The sequence below is a fragment of the Luteibaculum oceani genome, from assembly GCF_007995015.1.
In the GTDB taxonomy this organism is placed as follows: domain Bacteria; phylum Bacteroidota; class Bacteroidia; order Flavobacteriales_D; family Luteibaculaceae; genus Luteibaculum; species Luteibaculum oceani.
On the sequence record NZ_VORB01000008.1, the window covers coordinates 39,125 to 64,837 of the forward strand.

General features: G+C 39.9%; 16 protein-coding genes. 2 read left to right on the top strand and 14 right to left on the bottom strand.

Features of this window, described 5'->3' with window-relative positions; translation table 11 throughout:
- Positions 1–37: 37 nt before the first annotated feature.
- Positions 38–2,320: a DUF1573 domain-containing protein gene (locus tag FRX97_RS09295; protein WP_170227089.1), complete on the top strand. Its 2,283-nt coding sequence runs from the start codon at positions 38–40 to the stop codon at positions 2,318–2,320.
- Here FRX97_RS09295 and FRX97_RS09300 read toward each other — a convergent pair.
- The 12 genes from FRX97_RS09300 to FRX97_RS09355 form a co-directional block, all read right to left on the bottom strand.
- Entirely contained in the window at positions 2,317–2,943 is a 627-nt protein-coding gene (locus FRX97_RS09300) for a toxin-antitoxin system YwqK family antitoxin (RefSeq protein WP_147014938.1), read from the bottom strand. The genes FRX97_RS09295 and FRX97_RS09300 overlap by 4 nt on opposite strands.
- Positions 2,936–3,532 (bottom strand): Maf family protein, encoded by a 597-nt coding sequence (locus FRX97_RS09305; RefSeq protein ID WP_147014939.1) that lies wholly within the window; start codon positions 3,530–3,532, stop codon positions 2,936–2,938. Before FRX97_RS09305 ends, FRX97_RS09300 begins: the two co-directional genes overlap by 8 nt.
- Complete coding sequence (locus FRX97_RS09310) at positions 3,525–4,502, bottom strand: geranylgeranylglycerol-phosphate geranylgeranyltransferase (RefSeq protein ID WP_147014940.1); 978 nt, start codon at positions 4,500–4,502, stop codon at positions 3,525–3,527. The genes FRX97_RS09305 and FRX97_RS09310 overlap by 8 nt, the downstream gene beginning before the upstream one ends.
- Positions 4,503–4,505: 3 nt before the next feature.
- A complete protein-coding gene (locus FRX97_RS09315) occupies positions 4,506–5,012 on the bottom strand; it encodes a KdsC family phosphatase (protein ID WP_147014941.1) in 507 nt (168 codons plus the stop codon).
- 1 nt (position 5,013) lies between these two features.
- Positions 5,014–5,781, bottom strand: coding sequence for a DUF2520 domain-containing protein (locus FRX97_RS09320; protein WP_170227090.1), 768 nt, complete (start codon positions 5,779–5,781; stop codon positions 5,014–5,016).
- A gap of 10 nt (positions 5,782–5,791) precedes the next feature.
- Entirely contained in the window at positions 5,792–8,587 is a 2,796-nt protein-coding gene (gene ccsA, locus FRX97_RS09325) for a cytochrome c biogenesis protein CcsA (RefSeq protein WP_147014943.1), read from the bottom strand.
- A 4-nt stretch (positions 8,588–8,591) separates the two neighbouring features.
- A complete protein-coding gene (locus tag FRX97_RS09330) occupies positions 8,592–8,987 on the bottom strand; it encodes a cytochrome c maturation protein CcmE domain-containing protein (RefSeq protein WP_147014944.1) in 396 nt (131 codons plus the stop codon).
- A complete protein-coding gene (locus FRX97_RS09335) occupies positions 8,987–9,202 on the bottom strand; it encodes a CcmD family protein (protein WP_147014945.1) in 216 nt (71 codons plus the stop codon). Before FRX97_RS09335 ends, FRX97_RS09330 begins: the two co-directional genes overlap by 1 nt.
- Positions 9,189–10,211 carry a cytochrome c biogenesis protein gene (locus FRX97_RS12380; protein WP_223266603.1) on the bottom strand — a complete coding sequence of 341 codons (1,023 nt, stop codon included), beginning with the start codon at positions 10,209–10,211 and terminating at the stop codon, positions 9,189–9,191. Before FRX97_RS12380 ends, FRX97_RS09335 begins: the two co-directional genes overlap by 14 nt.
- Before the next feature lie 9 nt (positions 10,212–10,220).
- Complete coding sequence (locus tag FRX97_RS09345; RefSeq protein ID WP_147014946.1) at positions 10,221–10,889, bottom strand: hypothetical protein; 669 nt, start codon at positions 10,887–10,889, stop codon at positions 10,221–10,223.
- An 82-nt stretch (positions 10,890–10,971) separates the two neighbouring features.
- Positions 10,972–12,984: a dipeptidyl-peptidase 3 family protein gene (locus FRX97_RS09350; RefSeq protein ID WP_147014947.1), complete on the bottom strand. Its 2,013-nt coding sequence runs from the start codon at positions 12,982–12,984 to the stop codon at positions 10,972–10,974.
- Positions 12,985–13,051: 67 nt separating this feature from the next.
- Positions 13,052–14,551: an ATP-binding protein gene (locus FRX97_RS09355; RefSeq protein ID WP_147014948.1), complete on the bottom strand. Its 1,500-nt coding sequence runs from the start codon at positions 14,549–14,551 to the stop codon at positions 13,052–13,054.
- 148 nt (positions 14,552–14,699) lie between these two features.
- Here FRX97_RS09355 and dnaE point away from each other — a divergent pair, with 148 nt between their 5' ends.
- Positions 14,700–19,103 (top strand): DNA polymerase III subunit alpha, encoded by a 4,404-nt coding sequence (gene dnaE / locus FRX97_RS09360; protein ID WP_317129539.1) that lies wholly within the window; start codon positions 14,700–14,702, stop codon positions 19,101–19,103.
- On the opposite strand, the gene FRX97_RS09365 is transcribed toward dnaE, so the two are convergent.
- Positions 19,084–20,019, bottom strand: a complete 936-nt coding sequence (locus FRX97_RS09365) for a GSCFA domain-containing protein (RefSeq protein WP_147014949.1) — start codon at positions 20,017–20,019, stop codon at positions 19,084–19,086. The genes dnaE and FRX97_RS09365 overlap by 20 nt on opposite strands.
- Before the next feature lie 2 nt (positions 20,020–20,021).
- A complete protein-coding gene (locus FRX97_RS09370) occupies positions 20,022–25,700 on the bottom strand; it encodes a PKD domain-containing protein (RefSeq protein ID WP_147014950.1) in 5,679 nt (1,892 codons plus the stop codon).
- Positions 25,701–25,713 lie beyond the last annotated feature (13 nt).

A 25,713-nucleotide genomic window follows, 5' to 3' on the forward strand; every position in this document is an offset into this window, starting at 1 on the left:
CGAACCCTAGCGTTTAATGAATCGAATATTCTTCTGGTTGAAAATTTTTCTCACTATCCTAACCGTATTTTTTTATTTCACGGTATTTAGCCAGGAAAAGACGAGTGCAGCTACCCCATATATTTCAGAAGCCAAACAGGCCCTCGAGGCAGGAGATCCATACCTAGCTGAAAGAGCACTAGATAAAGCTTTTAAGGTAGATGGTGAAAACCTGGAGTTACTCCATTTATTCGGTACAACTCTTTTAAGGATTAACGAATACCAACGAGCCAGCGAAATCCTTTTTAAGGCATACAATGCTGATGAGGAGAATAATTACCCCGAATTGATCCACCTACTTGGTCGGGCTCAAAAAAGCGCTGGTCTTTTTCGCAAAGCACTAGAAACCTATGAATTAATCTACAGTGAAACTTCCCAAGATCCTAAATCGGCCGAGCACAAGCATGCCGTTAAGGAAATATCAACCATTAAACGGCTAATTGATGGAGATTTTGAAGGAATAGAAACTCCATTTTACAATTTGGAAAAGGTAAACTCGGTAGAATCCGATTTTGCTCCACTCTATCTATCTGAAGAAGAAATGCTACTTAGTACAAGTACCGGAGTTTTTGATGCTCCAGAACTTAGAGGTATTGTTCAAAAGACAGCTTCAAAAAAGGGAAAAGACTGGAAACTCGGAAATGAACTTCCCCCAAACATTAACAAGCCAGGCTACCTCTCTGCAAATGCCGCATTTTCAACCGACAGTTCAGCGCTGTTTTTTACCCTGTGCAAATCCAGCTCCGAATGTCTTATTTATTCTAGTAAAAGAAATGGACAAGGATATGGAATCTCCAGACCCATAAAAATAGAAAGCGATGCACAGTTAATGTCACACCCCTATCCTTTCCGGAGCAAAGCGGGAAGAGAAGGACTTCTTTTTACCTCTAACATGAATGGCGGATATGGAGGAATGGATATTTGGCTCGCTTGGAAAGATAGTATTGGCAATTACGGCAAACCCATAAATTTAGGCGCCTCTGTAAATACCTCTTCCAATGAAATTAGTCCGTTTTACTTACCAAAAAAGGACTTGCTGTTTTTTAGTTCCCAGTGGCATGGAGGGATTGGTGAACAAGATATTTTTTACACCTACACTCCTGATTTAAAAAGATTTAGTCAAATCATCAATCTCGAAAAACCATTTAATAGTCCTGCCAACGACACCTACTTTAAGCTGGATAAAAAGCTTACAAAAGGACTTTTAGTGTCGAACAGAGAAGGAGGAAAAAAAGGGCGCTACAAAACCTGTTGCAACGATATTTACGAATTTGATTACCCTTTTGATAGTATCCACGGCAATTATGAGCAACTCATGGCTCAGTTATTGGATACCATTCAATACAAGCAATTGGATAAAACCCCAAGCATTTTACAAGAAGTTTCAGAAATAGTGGATTCGCTTAGGAATATGCTCCCCGTGCCGCTTTATTTTCACAACGACGAGCCCAATCCAAAAACAACAAAAAGATTCACGGATATCGATTACGATAGTTGCTTTAACAGCTATATGTCGCTAAAACAATTGTATCTGGAAAAGAATCCAGATGCAAAGGTGAGTGACTTTTTTAAGAACACCCTCCCTAGTAGTTTTCAAACCTTCAACAACTTTTTAGCCACGCTAAAGCGCCTGTATCAAATCACCCCATACCCAGTGGTAATATCGGTTCGAGGATATGCTTCACCATTGGCTAAATCGGATTATAACATTTATCTCTCGGAGCGAAGAATATCAAGTGTTCAGAATTATTTTAACGCCCAAAACATAGTTCCCGACAGCCTAAAAGACGCGGTGGGCTGGGCAACCAATCCATACGGAGAAAGTACGGCAGATAAAAGTGTAAGTGACGATTACTTTGACCAAAAGCAATCGGTATTTTCTATTGGCGCTGTAATGGAAAGAAGGGTCGAAATTCAATGGTTACAGTTGGATAAAACCAGAATTTTAAGAGATACAACTCCCACCCAACCTAATGAGATAGAAACACTTTTCTATCCCTTGGGAAAAATTAAACCCAACCAAGTTAAAAAGGCGGTGATTGCTTTATACAACCCCTATCCCGAGGAACTAAATATTTCAGAAATTAGAAATAGTTGTGGATGCACCGATATTCACCTAGAGGATTACCGCATTAAAAAGGAAGGCAGTATCCCAGTAGAACTAGAGATAATCGGAAAGGATATTGAAGGCGAATACAGCCTTGAATTGATGTTTTACCCAGCTTCTACTGAGCAAAAACCTATAAGAGTTGTATTGGGATTAACTGTGGACCCTAATTAATTGGGGCTCCAGTTTTGGTTCGACAATTGAGGATCACGAGCTTCCGGGCATACAATTTCTCTACTGTCTTCAATAAACATCCCGTAATTGACCATTTTATTCTCGAAAACTCTATATCCTTCTATAAGATTCGGGGACATGTGACCGTTAAAAAATGGCGATAAACCATTTGCAGTCATCAACTGAATTCTACCCTTCCCTTTATACTTGTTTTTGTAACGATCTCCATCGTAATAACAGTATAGGAAACCGCGCATATCATTTCCGCCATATCTACTCTGACGCGAGATATCTCCTTGAAATTTCAACTCACCATTGGAGAAATACTCCGTAAACACCCCAGTTAAATCACCATCTTCATAAGTTAAGATGAAATGAGTTTGCCCCGAAGGATAAAAGCCTTTTGTACTTCCTATTAGCTTTCCATCCTTTACAAGGGAAACCCATTTCAGCTTTCCGTTGGAATACTTTTCTTCCAATCTCCCACTATATGGTAAACCCGTTCTTAGATCAAGAATTTTATCCTTGGCAAACATTACCTGATCATAGGCCAATGCACCTTGAGCATATCCATTGGCAAACCCCATGCTTACCAAGGCAACAACTAATGAAAGTTTAATCAATCGAATCATTTATCTCTTCTAATATCTTTACTACTTCTTGCACCGGAAGTCCTACAACATTGTAGTAAGAACCTTCAATTTTCTCAACAGCTACCATACCTATCCATTCCTGAATTCCGTATGCGCCAGCTTTATCTAAAGGTTTTCCATTTTTCAGGTAGTAATCAATTTCACTTTGTTGCAACGCCTTAAAATGAACTTTAGTCTTTACAACAACAGATCTTCTTATCAATCCAAAGGCATTAATGCAAACAGCCGTGTAGACATTATGGCTTGCATCAGAAAGACGATGCAACATCTTCCCTGCATCTTCAAGATCCTTTGGTTTCCCTAAAATTTCATCTTTTCTAACTACTATAGTATCCGAGGTAATTAAAACCTCATTAGGACCAAAAGACTTGTAGGCTTCGGCTTTTTTTGCCGCGAGAAACAAAACAACCTCCTCAGGACTTAATTCTTCTGGATAAGTTTCTTCAACCCCCATTGCCTCAACGCGAACGTTAAGTCCCAACTGCGTTAGAAGCTCCTTTCTCCGGGGAGATTTAGACCCCAGAACTATCTTTAATTTTGGTAGGAATGGCTTATTCAAAAACAATAGTTTTTACGAAATAACTAAAACACAAACCAAAGAATAAAATCCATTTAACTCCAGTTGCCGCCCTTTTGTATGTTTTTTCATTTGGAAACCTAAACATCATGGCCAAAATGGCGAGCATTGGAAAAATAAGTAGTCCCAATATGTAGCATAGCGATAAGGTGCTATCTAAAAATTGCCACTCCACAATAAGCAGACCCAAACACCATACCAATACATAACCTACACTTATCCATAGCCCTCCTTTTTCTCCCAGAACTATTGGCAGAGTTCTTCTTCCTGCTTTTATATCGCCTTTAAGATCGGCTAGATCTTTAAGCAATTCACGAATTAAATTACCCCAGAAAGCAAATAAGGAAAATCCTAAAATCCAGTAGATCAAAATTTTAAAATAGACCATTAGCGAAAGTCCCTGGTCTGCTAATTCAGTCGCGGTTTCCTTAGAAACCGACTTAACAATGGGAAACAAATCGAAAAATCCTATGGTAAGTGGAACCAAACCGGTAAGCAGGGCAATTACAAAATTTCCTAGTGGAGTTTCACGCTTGAAGTAAGTGCTGTAATACCAAAGAGAAATTGCCACAAAAACGTGAAGTACAATAAATCTCAGTGTGCCAGTTTGATAACCGTAATAAGCACCCAATCCTATTCCCAGAAAAGTAAGAATACCATGGCTATATAGTGCTACACGTCGATCTAGGTGGACCCCCACTATCATTCTACCCGGCTTGTTTACTGCATCGGTTTTTGTGTCGAAGTAATCATTAATAATGTTTCCTCCTGCTGCTATCATAACCACAGAAATTACCAACAATGTGAATAGACCTAGTGAACTTGGTAATTCAAAATTTTTAGGTTCTAGCATGGGCAAAAGGACCCAATACCGCATTGCATACAAGGTTGCAGCAATAATCACCAGGTTTAGTGGTCTAGCTAGCTTAATAAACGCCAAGGTGTTTTTCATGTATTATTTGGCTTTAAACCATTTCCCTTGCACTTTTAGGGTTTGTTCAACGATATCTCTTACGCAGCCCTCTCCACCCTTTTTAGAACTTACGTATTCTGCAATTTCCAAAATTTCTTCGGCGGCATCTTTCGGCGCGCAAGGTAGACCAACATGCATCATAACGTCGTAATCTGGAATATCATCTCCCATATACAAAACTGTTGCTGGGTCTATGGCCTCATCCTTTATGTATTCCTTAAAAACTTCTAGCTTATTACTTACCCCTAGATACACATCTTTAACACCCAGATCTAACAAGCGTTGTCGAACCGCTTGAGACCTACCGCCCGATATTATGCAAACTTTTAATCCTTCGTCTATGGCAGTTTTAATCGCATAGCCGTCCCTTGTGTTCATTACACGTAAAAGATCACCATCAGGATGTAAAAGCACCTCACTATTGGTGAATACCCCATCTACATCGAATACAAAAGCTCGTATCCCCTTTAATTTAGATTTATATATCATCTTAATTGCTGTCTTTAATTCGGTTTGAAAATCGCTTATAAATTTCACTCCAATCGGGGTGATAATCTTCAAGCAATTTTAAGTGCTTTTCTAAGGTGTTGTGATCGCCGCGCTTAGCCGGACCTGTTTGCGATGAGCTAGGACCTAATTCCATTGCTTTAGCAAGGGTACGGTTATACAAAGGAGCTATATCGGATAATTCAAGGTCGCTGCCTTCAAAAATCTCCGAAGTAAGTGCCAGCAATTGATTTCCAAAATTGTTTATCAGGACGCCCGCCAAATGGAGCTTTAATCGATTATTACTGGACAATACCTTTATTAGAGAGAAATTCTTTTTAGCCCAGTCACATAACAATAGCTCATCGTCCTTTAGAGCTGCCTCAAGGTAAACAGGAACGTTCACGAAAGCTATTTGCTCTCCTTTTGAAATACTCTGGAAGAAATACAGCGCCCCTTTTCTTCTTTGAATCAATGCATCTATACCAACCGTTCCTGAACAATGTACTACGAGTGCCTTTGTTTCTCCTATGAATTTGGAGACCGCTGGAATGGAATCATCATTCACACAAAGGATAATCAAATCTGATATTCCAGCATTTAGATTCTCGAGGGCAATTGTAGAAACTACTGTATCCTGAAATTCGATATCCCTTAGGGAACGGCCATACCATTTTGTAGCGTAACCTTGGTTCTTGAAAAAATATCCGCACTGCAGTCCAACGTTTCCGCTTCCTACAATGTGTATTTTATCAAAATCCTTAGTTGGCATAGGCATTTATCTAATTACGCTGAACTCGCTTTTTTCTCGAATACGAATATAGCGAACTAAAAATCCCAAGTCCCATTACAATGCAGCCCAACCAAAGTATGTTAATCGCTGGGAAGATAATCGCTTGCATCACAATAAATTCTTTACGGTTTTCCTTATGCTCAGCAATGTTTAGGGTTATTTTACCCGATTCTGGATTCACCTCGGTAAAGGTTAACTTAAGTCCCAAATCTGTGACCTCGGCAACATCTGGAATTACCAAACTACTATCGCGCAATATAAAAAGAGGCTCTGCATTATAGATTGAATCATTAACCCCAGTGATCTCCACACTCGCAGCTATGGCTAGATCGTTCTTAGCCAATCGGTACTTTTCGTAGTCTCTAACCACTTTTAAGTCTTTAAGCACCGCCATATTCTGGGATGTATACACCGTATCTCCCCGCTTAATTTTGTGTTCGTTTGCAGGATAGAAACCCGTCTCATCCACTTTTGGGTCTTCCAATTCAGCCCAGCGAATATGGGTGTATATATCTCTATCTAGGTAGTGTTTAGTACTTGGTTCGGCTACGTTTCCAAAGGTTGGGTTCAACTGAATTTTCGGATAAAGGCTAAACACCTTATCCCCTGGTTTATCCGCATTCCAGTTTTTGGCCTTCGACCATTGCGACGGACTAGGCTTGCTTACGTATTCCCAATACTTTTCTCTGTCGCTAAGGAAGCTCGTTGGCTTATGGTCTGCTAAACATCTAAACACCAATCCTTGACTAAGTACTAAGTCTCCATTTTTATATGTTCTTGGTACCCTTTCGAAGTACTCTATCTCATAATACAGGTTTACACCTTCTTTAGACTTGTCCTTGTAACGAATGAAATACTTATTCATGCTAAGGGTATCTCCCTTAAACAGCAGGATATCATCGTTATTCTTAAAATCTTCACCTAAAGCAGCTAGGTCGATACCAGAAGTGTTTTCTGAGACTTTTTCTGAGCGACCAGTTGAAATTAAGGCCCCAAGGATAATCATACCAAACCCAACATGGGAAAGCGAAGAACCACTTTTAGACCATGTTAATTTGAGGTTTTTAAAGAGGTAGAAAGCATTGGCAATTACCGCAAATAAAGAGGTAAAAAGCAACAATAATAGAGGTCCATTATTAGTATCGAACTCATAGTAATAGCCCAAACCAAAAGCAAAACCAAGAGCCAACATTAATGGAAACCAAAGGGATTTCATCAATTCTTTAACCGGAGTATTTTTGTACTTTAAATACTGGGTAAAAGCAATTAATAATGAAGTAATAATAGCAAACGGAACCTGCCATTTGTTGTAGTGATCGATGGGCTCCGCAGGAGGTGCAAAACTTGGATTTTGCAAACCTTTTAGAAATGCCCATTCGGTGGCAGCATATAAATCTCTAAATATTGGAGAAAATGGTTTTAGTAGGATATTGTAAACTGGTGTACTGGTAGAAAAGCTAATTTGCATAGCACTTAAAAAGAGCACCAAAGACCCAGCAAACATCCAAAACTCTCTAGACCACAACCTGTCTTCTTCCTTGGCCTTAAAGAGCAAGTTTTGTCTACCCAAGAAGGTAAATAACAAGGCTCCTATTAAAAAGAATACCAATACCGCACTTTGTTCTTCAACCAGGGAGAACAAAATTAATACGGCGACTATGAATCCTGTAAAAAGCAATTGCTTGCGCTTCTCAATTTGAAGGGCAAAAACCATGGTAGCCAATGTTAAACCAAGGTAGAACATAAGTTGTCCACTCATTCCATTATCGGTAAAAGAGTGTACCGACGAATCGCCTAGAACCCCACTTTTGGTAAGAAAAGTAGAATACACCACTAAAGTGTACGAAGCCATAGCAAAAAGTAACAGACTGAATAAATGAGAGGCCTTCTTAAGATTAATGGACATAAGGTGAACACATCCAACTAAAATTAACCACGGAACTAAAGAAGCATTTTCTACAGGATCCCAGGCCCAAAATCCACCAAAACTAAGCGCCTCGTATGCCCAGGCTCCTCCCATTAATATCCCTATTCCCAGAATGGCAAGAGCAAAAAGAGAAAGGGGCATGGCAGGTTTAATCCATCCACGATAATCTTTATTCATTATACCCGAAAAAGCATAAGCAAAGGGTATAAGAGTGGCTGCAAATCCTAGAAAAATAATGGGTGGATGAATGGTCATCCAATAATTTTGTAGTAATGGGTTTAATCCCCTACCATCTTGGAACTGAGGAATTTTTTCTAAATAATCTGGAAGCATGGTCCAGGGCACTCCAAGGTTATCTGGCAACTCGCGAATCAGGATAAAAGGATTGCTTCCAACCTTCCAGTCGCCAATATAAACTCCCAAAACCATGGTAAGCAATACACACTGAGCCATAGCAAAAATGGCAAGGGCCCAGGCTTCAAACTTTTCTGCTCGTTTAAAAAGAAACAGCCCCAGAATTGCCTGCCAAACCATCCAAATTAAGAAGCTCCCTTCGTAACCCTCCCAGAAACAGGCTAAAATGTACTTCATGTCCATTTTGCTGTTGGAATGTTTCCAAGCGTAATCGTATTCAAAAAGTCCGTTGAAAATGATGTAAAATAGTGCTGCACTGGCAACTACTATCCCTAGTCCCTGTCCTACAAACGCTAGTCTTGCAGTACGCAGAAGGCTTTGGTCGTTTTCTTTTTTCGCTGAAAAAATTGCGAGAATAAAGGCATAAAGCCCAAGAACAAATGCAATTAACAATGAAGTTTTACCTATTAAACCCGGTAAAAGGTTTTCGCCAACATACTCCATGTACTTATAAACTTCCTGTACTAATTTCTAACTCTTCGTTGTACTTGGATGGGCATTTAACCAAAATATCCTTAGCTAAAAACACCTCTCCCTTGGCCTTTCCAATAACCACCACATTTTCGCTTCGCTCAAAATCCTGGGGCTTACTTTTTTCTAGGTAAACCATTGCTGTATCGCCATTGTTATCTACCATCTTAAACTTAGTAAGCTGTGCATTTTCAATGGGGTTATACTCTACTGGAAATGATCTATCAAGAACACCCACCACGTGAAACTCAGAGTTTGGGTCCTCGAAAGCCTCCGATAGCGAAGCATAGGTACTACTATCGTAGATTGAGCTTATTAAAAAACCTATTAGGGTAGCCAGCACCAAAAGGATTAAAATTTTCGACTTTCCCATTACTTATCTTTTAATTCATTTAACCTATTCTCCAGTCGTTTGGTTTTCCGATCTAGCATAACGAGCAAAACAAAAATCCCCACTAAAACCACAAGGGCTACAGCGATAAAAACACCAAACTTCCCTTGAAACTCGTTCACCCTTGGGGTTTGCCCATAAGTGAATTGTGATATCGCCACAGCGATTAAAAACAAAATGTATTTACAGCTCTTCATTATCTGTATGTAATTCTATTTTCTGGATTCTGACTTTAATGGTCCAGATCCAAATACCTATTAATATCCAACCTAAAGCAGCTGGATAGAAAATCATTTTTAAGTTATTGTCAAGATCGTACTGACTAAACGCCGGATTACCACCATTTCCTGGGTGCAAGGAGTCGGTTAATCGTGGCAATACCTGAATAAATACGATCATTAACACATAGGCAAATATGTTGTATACCGCAGATATACGTGCCTTTTTTTCGTCGTCTGGAATGGATTGACGTAAAACCAAATAAGCGAGATACACTAAGAAAGAGAGGGCAGCACCATTTAATTTCGGATCTTTTACCCACCAGGCACCCCAGGTATATTTAGCCCAAATACTTCCCGAAATAATTCCAAGAAGAGCAAAATACAATCCAACTTTTGCCGCTTGCGATGCTTTTATATCGATTAACTGGTTGTCGCCATTTAAGTATTTAACGGAGTATACCAGCGAAATGGTCATTAGAATTAGCAGAACAAACCACATAGTAACGTGGAAGTTTAAATTTCTAATGGTTTCGTAAAGAATATTCTTAAAAGGAATTTCAAATTTATCGCGCCCCATAACGTATGCACTGCGATCAAAAGTGGTGTGAAGCACTGAATCTGTGCTTTGCTCTACAAAATGGGCTTGAGGTAAAAAAAGTGTTTTATCGATGTTATTATAAACCCATAAGGAGTAATTTCCGTTCTGGGGGAAATCCTTCGTTTGAAATTCGAATGAACCAATGGTAGCACTGTAAATTTCCTCAGCAACAGGGCGCACTGCCTGCTTGTCTTCGCTTTGAAGCCAAAGCACCACGGTATCGGCATCGAAATGCGTGTTATACCCACTAACGGTTAAGGTGAAAGTTGAATCTGATTTGGTGGTTGGATTTACCGACTGCAAACCCGGTGCCATTGGTAGAAAAAAACTACTGATACAGGCGTAGGTTACTAACAGAATGGCAAGCAATTTCCAGCTGTTTCTCATTCCCGCTTTTTAATCGCGCCAAAGGTAGGGAAATAAGAGGGATGCCAAGACCAGAATTATAAGATCTAAAGCTAATAAAGACAAAAAATACTTTTGGAATACAGCTATAGGCTGTCCGGCCAATATGTGTGTAGAAATTCGAATCAATAAAATCACTAGCGGCATAGAAAGCGGAAGACCGAGAATACTGGCCATCCCGATGGAGTTACCAGATTTAAAAGCAATACCATTAATAAGAGCCAATAGCGCTCCTAATCCAAGACCAGCCAGTAAGATTAAAAGACCAAACCAGGCTACAGATGCCAGGGTGGTTTCACTGGGAAGCCCCATAAAAACGACAAAGCATGCGAATCCTATTCCCGCAACTACTATACTTAACAGCGATGCAAATACTGCTTTTGCCCAATAAATAACCTGCGGTGCTACCAATTGAGAAAGGAACAAATCTTTCCCACCTTGTTCCTTATCAAAAACTCTAAGTGTAGCGTTAAAGGCCCCGAAAAGAACAATTACCCAAAATAATGCATTCCAGGTGCTTATACTAAGCACCTTGGTAAAACACAAATAGGTTACGTAAACAGAACTTAATACATAGAGCAATATTACCAAGGTTGCGTTTTGCTCACTTAACTCCTGCTGTATCTCTTTTCTTAATAGCCGATAAATATCTCTAAGCACGGGGGTAAAAGTAATACATAGGCTTATAAAACAACAAAGCCCCCCAATTTGGGAGGCTTTGAGATAACTCTAGGTTGGAAAATTACAATACACCGAATTTCTCAGCATATTCTAGCATTTGCTCGGTAAAGCTCCCAACATATTCCACTTTAACATCGGTAATTTCCCCAGCATCATTAGTAACAGGTACTAATCTTGGGTTGATGAAACCACCGTATGGCGCCGACTTAAATTTAGCCGCTCTATCCAATACTTCTTGGTGGATATCTTGATCTACTTTAACCCCGTAACCTTCTACCAAATTTTTAGCAGCTTCGTAATCTCCTTGAGATTTTATGCGCTGAACCTCTTTCAACAATTCTCCGAATAAGGCTCTAAGTTTATCGTAATCTCGGATAACAAAGTAGGTTTTACCTTCTTTTACGACCTTCTCGATTACGTTATCTGCTTTACCTTTTTCGTAAACCCATTTAGAAATCCACTGTCTGTTTCTCATGTGAGCTTCCTCTACATCTTCACCAACAGCTAACCTTCTAAGTTGAAGCATTAAACCATTTCTAATGTATGATTGATATTCAGCTTTCCCCACGTCAAGGGTTGTCATCAATCCTAAATCAATCATTTTCTGATCCATCAAATAGTAAAGCGCTACAAGATCGGCTCTACCCTCTTCTATTGTAGATGAGTAGTTCTTTAATGTTTCCTTAGGAGTACCTACACCGGGCTCCAATTTCCCAGATGCATGGCCCACTACTTCGTGAAGAGCAGTATGAAGTTTACCTGCCAATTTTCCGTGTTTCTTAGAAAGCTCCACTTCCTCTTCGTTAAAAGCAAACTCTTCAAGAATGCCCCCTGCCGAAGCCTCGCTATAAGCTGAAACGATATTTCCTAAACTTACAGATTTAGATCCGTGATTAGCTCTAATCCAGTTGGCGTTAGGAAGATTTACTCCAATTGGCGTTGAAGGAGAAGCATCTCCAGACTCACCAGCCACGTTAACAACCTTGTATGAAACACCTTTTACTTTTTCCTTTTTATGTTTTGGCATAATAGGAGCATTATCTTCGAACCACTGGGTATTTTTTTGAAGCATAGCCATGCGCTCAGAAGCTTCAAAATCCTTAATCTCGATGATTGACTCGTAAGAACCACGGTATCCTTTTGGATCGTTATACACCTCAACAAATCCGTGAATAAAATCTATTTCACTTAAGGTATCATTTACCCATGCGATATTGAAAGCATCCCAGGTTTTAAGATCACCAGTTTTATAGTAATCTATCAACAAGCTAATAGCTAAAGCTTGCTGCTCATTTTCTGCAACTTCTTTGGCTTTTTCTAACCAGGAAATAACATTTTCTAAAGCCGGACCATACAATCCGCCGACCTTATACACTTGTTCAACCAACGCCCCATTAACCTTTGCTATTCTTGAGTTTAGTCCGTAGGAAATTGGTTCCAAGTCTGACTTGTCCATCTTTTTAGCATAAAAGGCATCGACCTCTTTCTCAGTAACATCCGGCGAATAGAAATTAACCGCAGAACCTTTCAGTAATCCTTTTTCGGGATCTAGGTTAACTTTTTTCGCGTCAAAGCTTGGATCGAAAATAGCTTTAACCACCTCCCCTTCAAGAGATTGACCCGTTGCTGCTAATAAACTTGCAAAATAATCCTTAGAAAATTCAGGAAGAATTTTTGCAGTACTATAATGGTGATGGATACCGTTAGAGAACCATACACGCTTAACGTATACCATAAAATTCTCCCAATCTTTTCCTGATTTATCACCATCGTATTCACGAACAATTTTTTCTAAGGCCTTTCTAATGGTTAGGTTGTGGCGATAATTTTGATCCCACATTATATCCCTACCTGCATAACCCGATTGGGTTAAGAAATAAACCAGCTTTTTCTGTCTAAGATCCAACTGATCCCATTGAGGAATTTTATATCGAAGAATTTTTAAGTCCGCAAACTGTTCTGCTAGATACTCAAACTTATCTTCCTTTTTAACTTCTGACTTGGCCTCTTCGGTGGTTTGATTACAAGAAAACAAAAATCCAGCCGCGACACCATAAAGCAATATTTTCTTCATGTGTTTTACTTTGGGGCTGGAAATTAATGAAAGTCTTTGGAACTGTTGAGTTTCCTTATACGAATTGTTAGATCTTGTTTGGAAGCATAATTATAAAAGTACTTCCTTTATTAAGTTCACTTTTTACTTCTATTTTACCATTGTGGAGGTTCACAATTTTCTTGCAGTGGGCCAATCCTATACCACTACCTTTAAAACTCGAAGACACACTGGATCTAGAGAACATTTCAAAAATACTCTCCAATTCTTCCGGTGGTATACCTATACCATTATCCTCCACTAAAAATTTGTGATAATCCCCTGAGAACTCGTAGAAAATTTTCACCATGGGTGCCTGATTTTCCTTGGAAAATTTTAATCCATTGGAAATAAGATTCTGGAATAAAATTCTCAATTCGGTTTCATCACCATAAATGACAGGCAGTTGATCAGGAATTTCTAATGTTCCGTTGGTGTCTTTGATGTGATAACGCAAATCTTCTTGTACGTTTCGCAATACTTTTGCTAAGTCTACTTCACCAATTTCTCTATCCAGCCCTATCTTGGCATGCGCCAACAATGTACTAATTTGCAAAGCCACCCTGTCTCCAGCCTCTTTAACGTAGTTTAAATAAGTCTCTAATTCCTCGTTTTTATATGGTTCTATTTCATCACGAATTAACTCCACAAATGATCGAATATTATTTATGGGGCTTTTAAGGTCGTGAGAGGTTACATAGGCAAATTGTTCTAATTGTAAGTTTTTTTCCTCGAGACTTTCGTTAGCTTCCTTAAGCTTAGCTTGATCTTTCACATACTGGGTTGCATCGTACTTTACCCCTAAAATTTTAATTGGGGTTCCATCTTTATCGTATTCCACTTTTGAGGTGGATTTTACCCAAATGGTTTCTTTTGTTTTGCGGTTAATACATCGGTACTCGCAGTAGAAATCTTGTTTTTTGATTAAGGCATCCGTAAAGTCCTTCATAACCCTTTCATGATCCTCTGGATGCACAATTTCCTCAAATTCACTCATGGTAAATGGCTCCTCACTTTTGTTGAAACCGAAAATCCTACAAAAGCGATCACTGGCAGTCCAAGTCTGCTTCACTAAATCCGTTTCGTAATGCCCAAACTGGGACAATGACTGCGCAGTATTAAGCTTAATCTGCTCGTCCTCCAACAGCCTTACCTGGGTTTCGTAATCGGTAATATCCTGAATGGCCCCCCACAACTTAATGATCTTCTCCCCTTTAAATTCTGGTTTTCCTACCACCAAGACATCCTTCTTCACTTTTTTAGCTGATACAATTTGGAGCTTAAGCCTAAAAGTTGTGCCAGTAGCAAGGCATTTGGAAATAGCATCCGTCAATAATATTTGGCTTTGATTGGTGTAATAGGAAACACCTTGCTCCAAATCGGTAGCCGTTTTAGGATCTAAATCGTAAATGGCATAAACCTGTTTAGACCAAATAGTTTTTTCCGTTTCTAAATCCAACACCCATGCACCTATGTTGGCTAAATCTTCTATAGTTTCAAAAAATTTAGGCGTATTGAGAAATTCGGAGGAAGAGGAAATTTTGCTCATGGATAAAGTAATACGTTGAATAAAGAAAACAAAAGCTGGCTTTTTACTAATAATCCGACCAATTAGTCTAAAATACCTATAAAAGCTATGTTTACAGGGTTAATGCAAGTTATCCAAATTTACTAACAATGCTTTCAAAAAGGCACTATTGGACGTACTTTTAATGTTCAATTCCAGACCGACCATGTTTTTAATTTACGATACCGAAACTACCGGGAAAGCACTTTCATTTCAGGAGTCTTATAAAAACACCGACAACTGGCCAAGACTGGTACAGTTGGCTTGGCAGCTCCACAATGAAAACGGTGAGTTAGTGGAGGTTAAAAACTACATTGTTAAACCCGATGGTTTTACCATCCCCTTTAATGCCCAGCAAATTCATGGCATAAGCACCGAAAGGGCGGAACGCCAGGGTATGCCTCTGGAATTCGTTCTGGATGAATTTAACAAGGCCGTAGAAAAGTCGGAATTTTCAGTGGGTCACAACGTTGAGTTTGATATCAATGTTATGCTTTGTGAGTTTTTCCGTTTGGAAAAAGAAACCAAGCTGGGGGAATTAAAGATTGCCGACACCATGAAGGATACCGACAATTATTGTCAGATTCCTGGTGGTAAGGGTGGAAAATTTAAATGGCCAAAACTCGAAGAGCTACATCATAAATTATTTGGTGAGGGATTTGATGCTGCACATAACGCTGCAGCCGATGTTGAAGCCACCGCTCGCTGTTTTCTGGAGTTGTTAAGACGCGATGATTTCCCCAAACCCTATTTAGATCTTCCCACGGATTTCTTCGAAAATTTTAAATCTAAGAATCCACAGCCCATAAAGGCTATTGGATTAAACATCGAACCCTACCTCCCTGACGATGTTGAGTTTGATGATATTGAAGAAGAATCCAAATCTAAAGGGCCCAGTAAAACGGAAATAAAGGAAAATAAAGCCCTGCTTTCAGATGTTCCCTTTTCTCATCTTCACAATCACAGTCAATTTTCGGTTCTGCAATCCACCACAGAAATAAAAGCATTGGTGGACAGAGCAGTTCAATATAAAATGCCCGCGGTTGCCTTAAGTGATCATGGAAATATGATGGCGGGATTTCAGTTTGTAGAAACCATTAACGCCAAAAACAAGGAAATTGAAAAGAAAATTGCAGAAGCAGCTGAAGCGGGAGAAGAAACAGATTTAAAACCGCTTAAGGCTATCCTTGGAGTAGAACTTAATCTTTGTAAAGACCATAAAAACAAGGAGTTTAAAGACAACGGATACCCCACGGTACTACTCGCAAAAAATAAAAACGGTTTCCATAACCTAGCCAAGTTGGCTTCCCTTGCCAACACAGAAGGATTCTATTACCTGCCTAGAATAGACAAAAAGCTCCTAGAACAATATAAAAATGATGTAATCCTATTATCTGGTGGGTTAAATTCTGAAATACCCCATTTAATCTTAAACGTCGGTGAAAACCAGGCGGAAGAGGCCTTTTGCTACTACAAAGATTTATTTGGAGATGATTTTTACGTTGAACTGCTTCGGCATGGCCAGGTAGAAGAAGACAAAGCCAATGAAGTTCTGCTGCGGTTTTGCGAAAAACATGGGGTTAAATATATCGCAGCTAATAACACCTACTACCTAGAGAAGAAAAATGCCGAAGCCCATGAAATTTTACTGTGTGTAAAAGATGGTGAACGCATGAGCACTCCAGTAGGTAAGGGACGTGGATTTAGATTCGGACTTCCTAATCAAGAATATTATTTCAAGTCGCCAGAGGAAATGAAATCCATTTTCATAGATCTTCCGGAGGCAATAAGTAACACCAACGAGATAGTAGAAAAAATTGAGCCCTACACGCTATCCAGAAGTGTATTGCTCCCCAAATTTGCCATTCCCGAGGAGTTTATAGATCCTGAAGATGATAAGGACGGAGGAAATAGAGGTGAAAATGCCTATTTAAGGCACCTAACTTACGAGGGAGCAAAAAAACGCTACGGTGAAATTACCGACGAAATCCGAGAAAGACTGGATTTTGAGCTTGCTACGATTGCCAACACTGGATACCCCGGTTACTTTTTAATTGTTCAGGATTTCACCAACCAAGCAAGAAAAATGGGTGTATCAGTTGGTCCGGGACGTGGATCTGCTGCGGGGTCAGCCGTAGCCTACTGTATTGGTATCACGAACGTAGACCCTATCAAGTACGATCTCCTATTTGAGCGTTTCTTAAATCCTGATCGTGTATCCATGCCCGATATCGATATTGACTTTGACGATGAAGGTAGAGGTAAAATTATCGACTGGGTAATTGATAAGTATGGAGCAAACCAGGTGGCTCAAATTATCACCTATGGATCTATGGCGGCAAAATCGGCCATTAGAGATACTGCCAGAGTACTTGAATTGCCACTTCCGGATGCCGATCGCATTGCTAAGCTAATTCCCGATAACTGTAAACTTGGTTTCCTTCTTAATGCCGAGGAAAAGGCACTTAAAGAAAAAATCAGAAGTGACGATATGGAGCGGGCCCTGCAATTCAGAAAACTGGCTGAAGGAAAGGACTTAACCGCGAAAACTATCAACCAAGCAAAGGTTTTAGAGGGCTCGGTGAGAAACACCGGAGTACACGCCTGTGGGGTAATCATAACCCCAGAGGATATCACCAATTTTGTACCGGTTGCTACTGCAAAAGACTCAGATTTAAGGGTAACCCAGTTCGATAATGCCGTGGTGGAAGATGCTGGACTCCTTAAAATGGATTTCCTTGGGCTAAAGACGCTTACAATCATTAACCACGCCATAGATAATGTTAAGGAGCGCCATGGAGTGGAAATTGTTCCAGACGATATTCCCCTTGATGACCCCAAAACATATGAATTATTCCAACGAGGCGAAACCGTAGCCATATTCCAGTATGAATCTCCTGGAATGCAAAAGCACCTTAAAGCACTTAAACCGGATCAATTTGCCGATTTAATTGCTATGAACGCATTGTACCGGCCAGGTCCTCTTCAGTACATCCCCAACTTTATTGCTCGTAAACACGGAAAGGAAGAAATTACCTACGACCTGGATGCCATGGAAGAGTTTCTTAAGGAAACCTATGGAATTACCGTCTACCAGGAGCAAGTAATGCTTTTATCCCAAAAGCTTGCAGGATTTACAAAGGGTGAAGCAGATACCCTGCGTAAAGCAATGGGTAAAAAGAAAAAAGATGTTCTGGACAAGATGAAACCCAAGTTTCTCGAAGGTTGTGAGAAAAATGGGCATGCCAGAGATATCTGTGAGAAGGTTTGGAAAGACTGGGAAGCATTTGCGAGTTATGCATTCAACAAATCACACTCTACCTGTTATGCATATGTTGCCTTCCATACAGCATATTTAAAGGCCCACTACCCTGCCGAATTCATGGCGTCGGTACTTTCCAACAACATGAACGACATTAAGACGGTAACCTTCTTTATGGAGGAATGCCGTAGAATGAAGTCTCCTGTGCTTGGACCTGATGTAAACGAATCTGGTTACCACTTTAAAGTAAATGATAAGGGTGAAATTAGATTTGGAATGGGCGCCATAAAAGGTGTTGGTGGAAGTGCCGTAAATGCGATAGTTGAAGAACGATTAGAAAACGGACCCTATAAGGATGTTTTCGATTTCTTTAAGCGCATAAACTATAAACTCATCAACAAAAAGACGCTAGAAGGCCTAGTGCTTGCGGGTGCCTTAGATGGGTTTTCTGAATGCCACAGAAGCACCTATTTCCACGAAAACAACAACGGAACCAATTACCTCGACACCCTGGTTAGATTTGGGCAGTCTTACCAAGAATCTAAAGACGCACCACCAGATTTGTTTGGAAATGCGAGCGAAGTATCTATCCAAAATCCACCTATTCCCGAAATTGAACCTTGGAATGAACTCTATAGATTAAATAGGGAGAAGGAAGTGGTGGGAATCTACATCTCAGGGCATCCACTAGATATATACAAACACGAAATTGCCTTCTTTAAAAACACAGATATCGTAGAGCTTTCGGCTCCCGAAAACATTCGCAAAAGCGAAATAAGAATTATAGGAATGATTACCTCTGTGGCTGAATTTCGAGATAAGAAAGGTAATCCTTTTGGTCGCTTCACATTGGAAGATTATTCGGGGGCTCATGAATTCTTAGTCTTTAGAGATGAATACAAAAAGCTTAGACCAGAGTTAATTCCAAACACCTTTGTTTATGCCAGATGTATCATCACAACCTTGCGTTGGAGAAACGACGCCAAGGAAGTGAAGATTCAAAAAATGGCTGCATTGGAAAATGTACTCAGAGAAGAGACCAAGGAAATCTTAATTAAAACCGAGTTAAGCTCGATAAACGAGGAATTTATAGAAAACATTGAAGGTATTGTTCAGGACCAAAAGGGTAACCTAAATCTTAAGATTAAGGTATTTGACCCCTCCTCTAAAATAGAGCTAGAAATGATGAGTAAAACGATTAAGATAGAGTCAAACTCTGAAATTTTGGATAGACTAGCCCAGATTGATAATATTAGTTTTCAGTTAAACTAAAAGGTCGTGCAACCCAGGTATTCACGGTATTAATTTCCTTTTCATACTTCTGGATAGCTGTCTTACTCAAGGCAGCTATTTTTCCATTTAGGCGAAATACTTGACCAATTTGTTGAATAGTTTCAACGGTAAAACAGGAAGATAAAAACTGCTCCCAAATGTACTGCTCGGCCATTTCATTTGGATGGGCTAAATCGGCTCCGTAGAATCGATAATCCCGAAGGTCATCCTCCACCCATTCCAAAACGGGTAAATAACAAACTCCTTTTATCGCACTTTCTAATTCGTGGCAAACCAGTCGCAATATAGACTTGGAAAGTTTGTTATTTACAACACCATCTCTAAGGTGTTTTACGGGGCTAACAGTAATAATTATCTCCAATTTTGGATTTAATTCTTTCAATTTTGAGAGTACCCCAATACCCTGTTCTACAATGAAATTCACGGATAACAACTCCTTTTTGAAGTTTCCGTTCGCTTGTTTATGACAATTCGCCACCAGAACCCCTGAAGATATTAGCCTGTAGGCAAAAGCACTTCCAAAGGTTAAAACCAATTTATCTGCAGCCAGAAGTCTTTTTTTCAAATTACTCCTAGCCGAGTTTAAGTTGGCTAATAAATCCTCTGGCTTAGCACCATTAATCTGGCTATGAGAGAGATAGTGAACGAAGCTCCCATCTTTTTCACAAATGAGCTCAGGGGAAAAAGGGATATCATCTAATGCAATTTCAATTAACTGGAAAATAGATACGGGGTTAAAGAGCGTACCGAAATGACCATTTTCCACATCAAACCTCGCCTGATGGAGCTTTGTGCCAATACGCTCCGTAAAACATGACCCCATTAAATCGATACTGCTTGTGTAGCCAAGAGGACTTCCAGGGTATTGAAAATCGAAATTAGACCTAAACTTCATTCCTACTTAAGAATGGTTATATAACCTCGTTTGGATTCCGTAGTTTCATTGTAATACCTCACAGTTGCTTGGTAAACATAGGTCTCATCGTTTTGAACCTTCCCTTTGTAAAATCCATCCCAGCCTTCATTTAAATCTGAACTCTGATATACTACCTCTCCCCATCGATTGTAGATGGTGAAATTCTCCAGCTCCTTGATTCCCAAACCACGAACAAAAATCCTATCATTTACATCGTCGTTATTTGGAGTAAACCCAGATGGAATATCCATTTGATACTCTTCCTTTACAAAAATCTCGAATGAAAACTGCTTGGGATAGCATCCATGAGGCTCGTCAATAACCGTTATGGTATAATCCGAGGTTTTTAATGGCTGAGCATTATTCTCTCTGCAGGTCGCACAGTCTATAGCATAGGTATTTACCCAATTAATGTTCGCATCGTAATGCGCCAATGAAAGGGAATCCACAACATCAAAGGAGAGTAAGATAAAATCACCGATGTTAATGGTATCGCTCTGTTGTTTGGGGTCAATTATAAACTCGGGAACAACATCTACCTCAACTGTGGTTGTATCCCTGCAATTATTTACATCCGTAACAATTAACTGGTACTGGGTATTAAAATCAGGGAAGGCAAGTGGTTTCGCTACAGAGGTATCGGACAGGGACTCCGATGGTGACCACGCATACAATATCCCACCTTTACCTGTTAGCTGGATTGTATCGTAATTACAAATAATGGGGTCTGGCGTTTCGGCAATAGCAACAGGCAAATCATATACCTCGTATCTCCATTTTAGGGTATCCTGGCAATGTGTTTTAAAATATGGATTGTCTCTCGCTATAAACATCTGATTATATACACCAACATTGCTGTATAGCATTTCATTGGAAATTCCTCCCGGTAAACTATCGACCACACCATTACCCCAATCCATTACAAACTGAACACCAATGGATCCTAAGTCGGAAAATTGCACTCGCCCCGATCCACAGGTATCTATTCTGGTAAGCACCACATCCGCTTTAGACTTATCAATGAATACCTCCACGGCCGTATCGCTTTCACAAAAGGCAAGGGTATCTGTTACCGTTACGGTATAAATAGCGGTATTGGTTGGGGTAATATTGGGGTTATGTGCAGAAGGTAAGGTCATAATCGGCGGATTTACATCCCACCTAACCGTATCTCCACCCGAACTAAATAGCACGATACTATTTCCATCACACAAAACAGTATCAGCAATGATAGACACCTCAGGTTCGGGGTATATCACCACACTTTTTGTTTTAGTTTGGATACATCTTGGATGTTTATCATAACCAGACAATTCAAAATAAATAGTGTCTGGCGATCCCGCACTGAAGGCAGTTATTGCATTAGTCGTCTGAAAATCGTGATTTTCCCCAGAGATATCCCAGATCGTATTTCCTACGTATGGCGGATTTGCACTGTAATTTATACCTATCGTCGCTTTTTGACAGGTGTCGGAATAGACCGGATTAAAATCTATGAACGTAGAATCGCGGAATATCTTAACCGATTTATCTATAACACATTTGGTCAGGGTGTCTATCCCCGTAACTGTATATTCTCTTGATGTTGGGGGATCAACCTCAACTTCACTTGAATCTTTATTTCCCGAAACATCAGTTAAATCTAATACCGGATTCCAGCTATATTTCATAGCGCCTGTTGCCTTTAAGACCGCAGTTTCCCCGAAGCAAAGGGTATCATTTGGACTCACAACTAAAGGTGGTTTTTCAAAAATCCATAGTTGAATGGAGTCGATATCCGAACATCCTGTTGCGTCATCACTTACTCGCAAGGTTGTGGTAAAGGTTCCGTAATCGGTATAGGTTTTCGTATCCGACGGACCAAAGCCTTGTTTATCGTAATCCCATTCTACATTAGAAATATTTGCTCCCTGAGAAATACTCACGAACTGTAATGTTTGTGGAACCGAACAGAAAGTATCTACTGGTAAGGGCTCTATAAAAGCAGTTAATTCATCTACAATTAACTCCTTTTGGTAAGGAACCTTACAGGTACCGTTTATTAGGAATAATGTGACAGTTATAGGATCGGAGTACCCTCTATCGTATGCGTACTTAACAGTTGAGTCTGGAGGGGTAATTTGTTGGGAAATCCCATCCCCAAAATTCCAACTATATAGTTGTGTATTTATAGCACCGTGAACGGTAAGCTGAAAAGTGTCATTAGCACAAAAGGCATCGTCACTAACCGAAATGGAATCGGCAAAAGGCCCCTCAATTTCTATCATTTCTGGAACGGTAATGGTATCTGAACAACCGTTTGGTGTGGTCACTATCAAACTAACATCGTAAGTTCCAGGCTTGTCATAAAACCCAATGGTAGTATCTAGAGTTGAACCACCAACACCAAGATCCCATTTATAGATGTAGCCAGAATAAGGCTCCACAAAGTCGGCCGAAAACTCTGTTATCAAGGGCGGGCAATTCGTGAAATTGGAATCAGTAGTGATTGCAAAACTTGGAATGGGGTCAACAGATATAGCGTTTTTTCTTTCCAAAGAATCCACGCAAGTGGCGTTAAAACCAATACACTTTATATCAAAAGTATCCACCTGTGTTAACACCAAGGATGGAGCTGAGTCATTGGAGAAATTAACTCCATTAATAAACCATTTGTAATCTAAATCTTCCTCGAAATTGGTGTTGTTGGTCAATTTTAATTCTTCGCCCTTACAGTACCCTACCTTATCTACAGAAAAATTAATATCAGGATTTCGAATGGTGATATTAAAGCCTAGATCCTGAGGCGTGGGACAAAATTCTGCGTCTGTAGCCTTCATGTACAGAAAATAGGTCCCTTTGTTCTCAAAAGCTATGGGTCCGGGGTCTTGTTCGAAGATGGTATCAATGGCCACCCTTGGGTTTGGGCCGGTATTAAATAAAATCCACTCCCACTTCGTAATATTTGTACCCGGCGATTTTGTGGCTTTTACATCAATCTGGTTACCAGCACAAGCAATTAAATCACCACTTTCAAGTTCCACATCTACCTTTGGAACCTTCCAAGTAATTTTTCTTCTTACGGTATCGGGGCAGACGGAGTTATAGGCAAATACTACAACGATTGTCTCTTCAAATGTGCTATCCTTTCCCGCTGGGGGGGTATAGGTATATGACTTATTTTGGTCCAGGTAGGTTAAAACGCCCTCTCTTTCTACAAACCATTTGTGATTCCTCCAACCTGGCATGGATTCTAGGAAAACGGAATTTTTCCCACTAAACCCTTGATAGCACAACTCATCAGGTATTATTACCACTTCGGTTAATGACTTGCCTCGCGCTATGAAATTAGTCACCTCACAGCCATTTGCCGAGTTAAAGGCATTGTTTACCGCTGTTACCGTTACAGACCCTACAAAACCCTCTGGAGCTGGCGCATATATCTTAAGTGTATCGGTAGTTACCGTACGCTGAGAATGAGTTAAGGCATCGACCACCATTCCGTTGTATACCGTATCCTTGTAACTGGGAAACTGCTCAATAATGATTGTATCATTTTTGGAAGGATCCGTAAAATTAATAGACCATGTTCGCTGAGTCCAACCAGCTGAATTGATCATAACATAAGCCGTATCAGATCCACATGGCTGCGAGAGAGCAATGGTTCCCATTACAGGTCCCCATTTACCATAAATTTCAAACTTTTTGAGCGTATCCCTACATCCGTTGTAAGAAACAATCAACTCAGCATCGAATCTCCCCATATTTCCGGGTCCCATATGACCCTCTGGCAAACCATTTAATGTATCGCTAAACTTTTGAGTATGCCTAACCTCTGGATGCTGCTCATTAAATGTTCCTTCACCCATTACCCAGAACCAGGAATCAATCAAATCGTAGCGCTTCACTCCATCGAGTAGTACGTACGATGTATCCCTAAATAAAGTTAGTTCTTGAGCACAGGTATCCTGAGGAAAAAAATTAAACTCCGCCGTAGGCTTAATACCTACCTGAATATCTCTAGTTACACCTGAAGTACACCCATTCTCCAGCTCAATAAGCATGATTAACTCGTAATCTCCATGCTCTGCTATTGTATGCTGTAAATTGGGATCATTAGGTGTATTTGTGGTGAAAATAATGTTACCGGAAGGCATCTTTCTTATGATCCATTCCCGTTTTACCACATTTACCCCTCCGTAATTACTAATATCATTGGCATTTACAAGATGTGGAGCACAGCCATCTAAATCCTGTACGTTCAAGAATACTTGGATAGGTGTTAACTTGAATTCTTTCTCCACTGCCCTAACACAACCAGAAGGCGAGGTAATAACCAATCGTATCCTATATCTTCTATACTGATCGAATGTGTAGGTTACCTGATTTCCGGATTTGGATTGTCCACCGTTAACAGTCCAAACTACTGTAGATCCATCTGGAATTTTGGAGTTCCCCACGTCGAAGGTTAAATCTTGAGGTACCTGACATGGATTTATCTCTGGAAGTTCAAACTCCGCGCTTATGTCTTCAACCGTTATGGGTAAACAAAATGTGCTATCACAACGGTTATTATTTCCTGTTACCGTTAAACAGGCGTTGTAAGTTCCAGGTGTTGTATAGCGGTAATTTGGAGATTCCTTATCTGAAATTCCTCCATCACCAAAATTCCAACTAAAGGTTTCTGCATCCTTACCTCTAAACTTAAAATTGGCTATTCCTCCTGGACAAATGGTTTGGTTAACTTCGAAGAATGGGTCTAGTTCTGAAATTACCAACAAACCACTTTCGGAACTTTCCGCTCTACAGTTATATTGGCCATCGACCAAAAGAGACACATCATAACTTCCGGGAGTACCAATAGAACCAGAAATTTGTCTGCCGTTTTGATTCGGAAATCCAGTAATAGACCAGGTATAATTGAAATTCGGGTCGGTTTCGGTTGCAGTTAGGGTGAAATCTAATGGTGGTTTACAAGCAAAGGCATTATCAACCGTAAAACCAGCCTTAGGTTGCGGCTTGGCATTTACGAGAGAGGGTTTATTTAAGTCTCCCCTACAACCATATTCATCAGTAACAACCAGGGAAACATTAAATAATCCAGTTTGGTTAACCACAATGGTAGGATTGGTTCCGGAACCCGATCCAGCACCTGAAATAACCCACTCATAGGTGGCTGAAATGGGACCGGATAAGACAGTTTTATCGGTTAATACCACATCCAGAGGTATACATCCCTCGTTATTCGCAATTTCAAAATCCACTTTGGGTTTTTCCACTACCTCTACATATCCACTTTTAACAATAGTTTCGGAAGCACCAGACGGTTTATGTGTGATTTTTAATTGAACATTAAAACTACCAACTTGAGTAAAGGGCTGAGAGGGAGACTCTTGCGTTTGAACAATGGGATTAGGTTGTATAATCCACTCATATTTATAATCTGGATCCCCAAAGGTTATAGGGTTTCCATTAAATGTAGATGTACTCTTAAATGTAACTTCATCGGGTTTACAAACCACTATTCCAGAGCCGTCGGGTTTAACATATCCACTTTGCGCCTCGAAGTTAGCAACCAACTGTGCTGATATATTAAATGCAAAAAGTAAAAAGGAAACTGAAAAAAATAACTTGATATCTAAAAAATTACATGCATCTTTCCAGAATAGCCATCTAAACATTAATTATATTTTT

Excerpts from the sequence above, each read along its gene's own strand:
- ccsA (WP_147014943.1), bottom strand. The coding sequence starts at position 8,587 with ATGGAGTATGTTGGCGAAAACCTTTTACCGGGTTTAATAGGTAAAACT.
- FRX97_RS09320 (WP_170227090.1), bottom strand. The coding sequence starts at position 5,781 with ATGCCAACTAAGGATTTTGATAAAATACACATTGTAGGAAGCGGAAAC.
- FRX97_RS09330 (WP_147014944.1), bottom strand. The coding sequence starts at position 8,987 with ATGGGAAAGTCGAAAATTTTAATCCTTTTGGTGCTGGCTACCCTAATA.
- FRX97_RS09335 (WP_147014945.1), bottom strand. The coding sequence starts at position 9,202 with ATGAAGAGCTGTAAATACATTTTGTTTTTAATCGCTGTGGCGATATCA.
- FRX97_RS09355 (WP_147014948.1), bottom strand. The coding sequence starts at position 14,551 with ATGAGCAAAATTTCCTCTTCCTCCGAATTTCTCAATACGCCTAAATTT.
- FRX97_RS09370 (WP_147014950.1), bottom strand. The coding sequence starts at position 25,700 with ATGTTTAGATGGCTATTCTGGAAAGATGCATGTAATTTTTTAGATATC.
- FRX97_RS09310 (WP_147014940.1), bottom strand. The coding sequence starts at position 4,502 with ATGAAAAACACCTTGGCGTTTATTAAGCTAGCTAGACCACTAAACCTG.
- FRX97_RS09365 (WP_147014949.1), bottom strand. The coding sequence starts at position 20,019 with ATGAAGTTTAGGTCTAATTTCGATTTTCAATACCCTGGAAGTCCTCTT.
- FRX97_RS12380 (WP_223266603.1), bottom strand. The coding sequence starts at position 10,211 with ATGAGAAACAGCTGGAAATTGCTTGCCATTCTGTTAGTAACCTACGCC.
- FRX97_RS09315 (WP_147014941.1), bottom strand. The coding sequence starts at position 5,012 with ATGATATATAAATCTAAATTAAAGGGGATACGAGCTTTTGTATTCGAT.
- FRX97_RS09350 (WP_147014947.1), bottom strand. The coding sequence starts at position 12,984 with ATGAAGAAAATATTGCTTTATGGTGTCGCGGCTGGATTTTTGTTTTCT.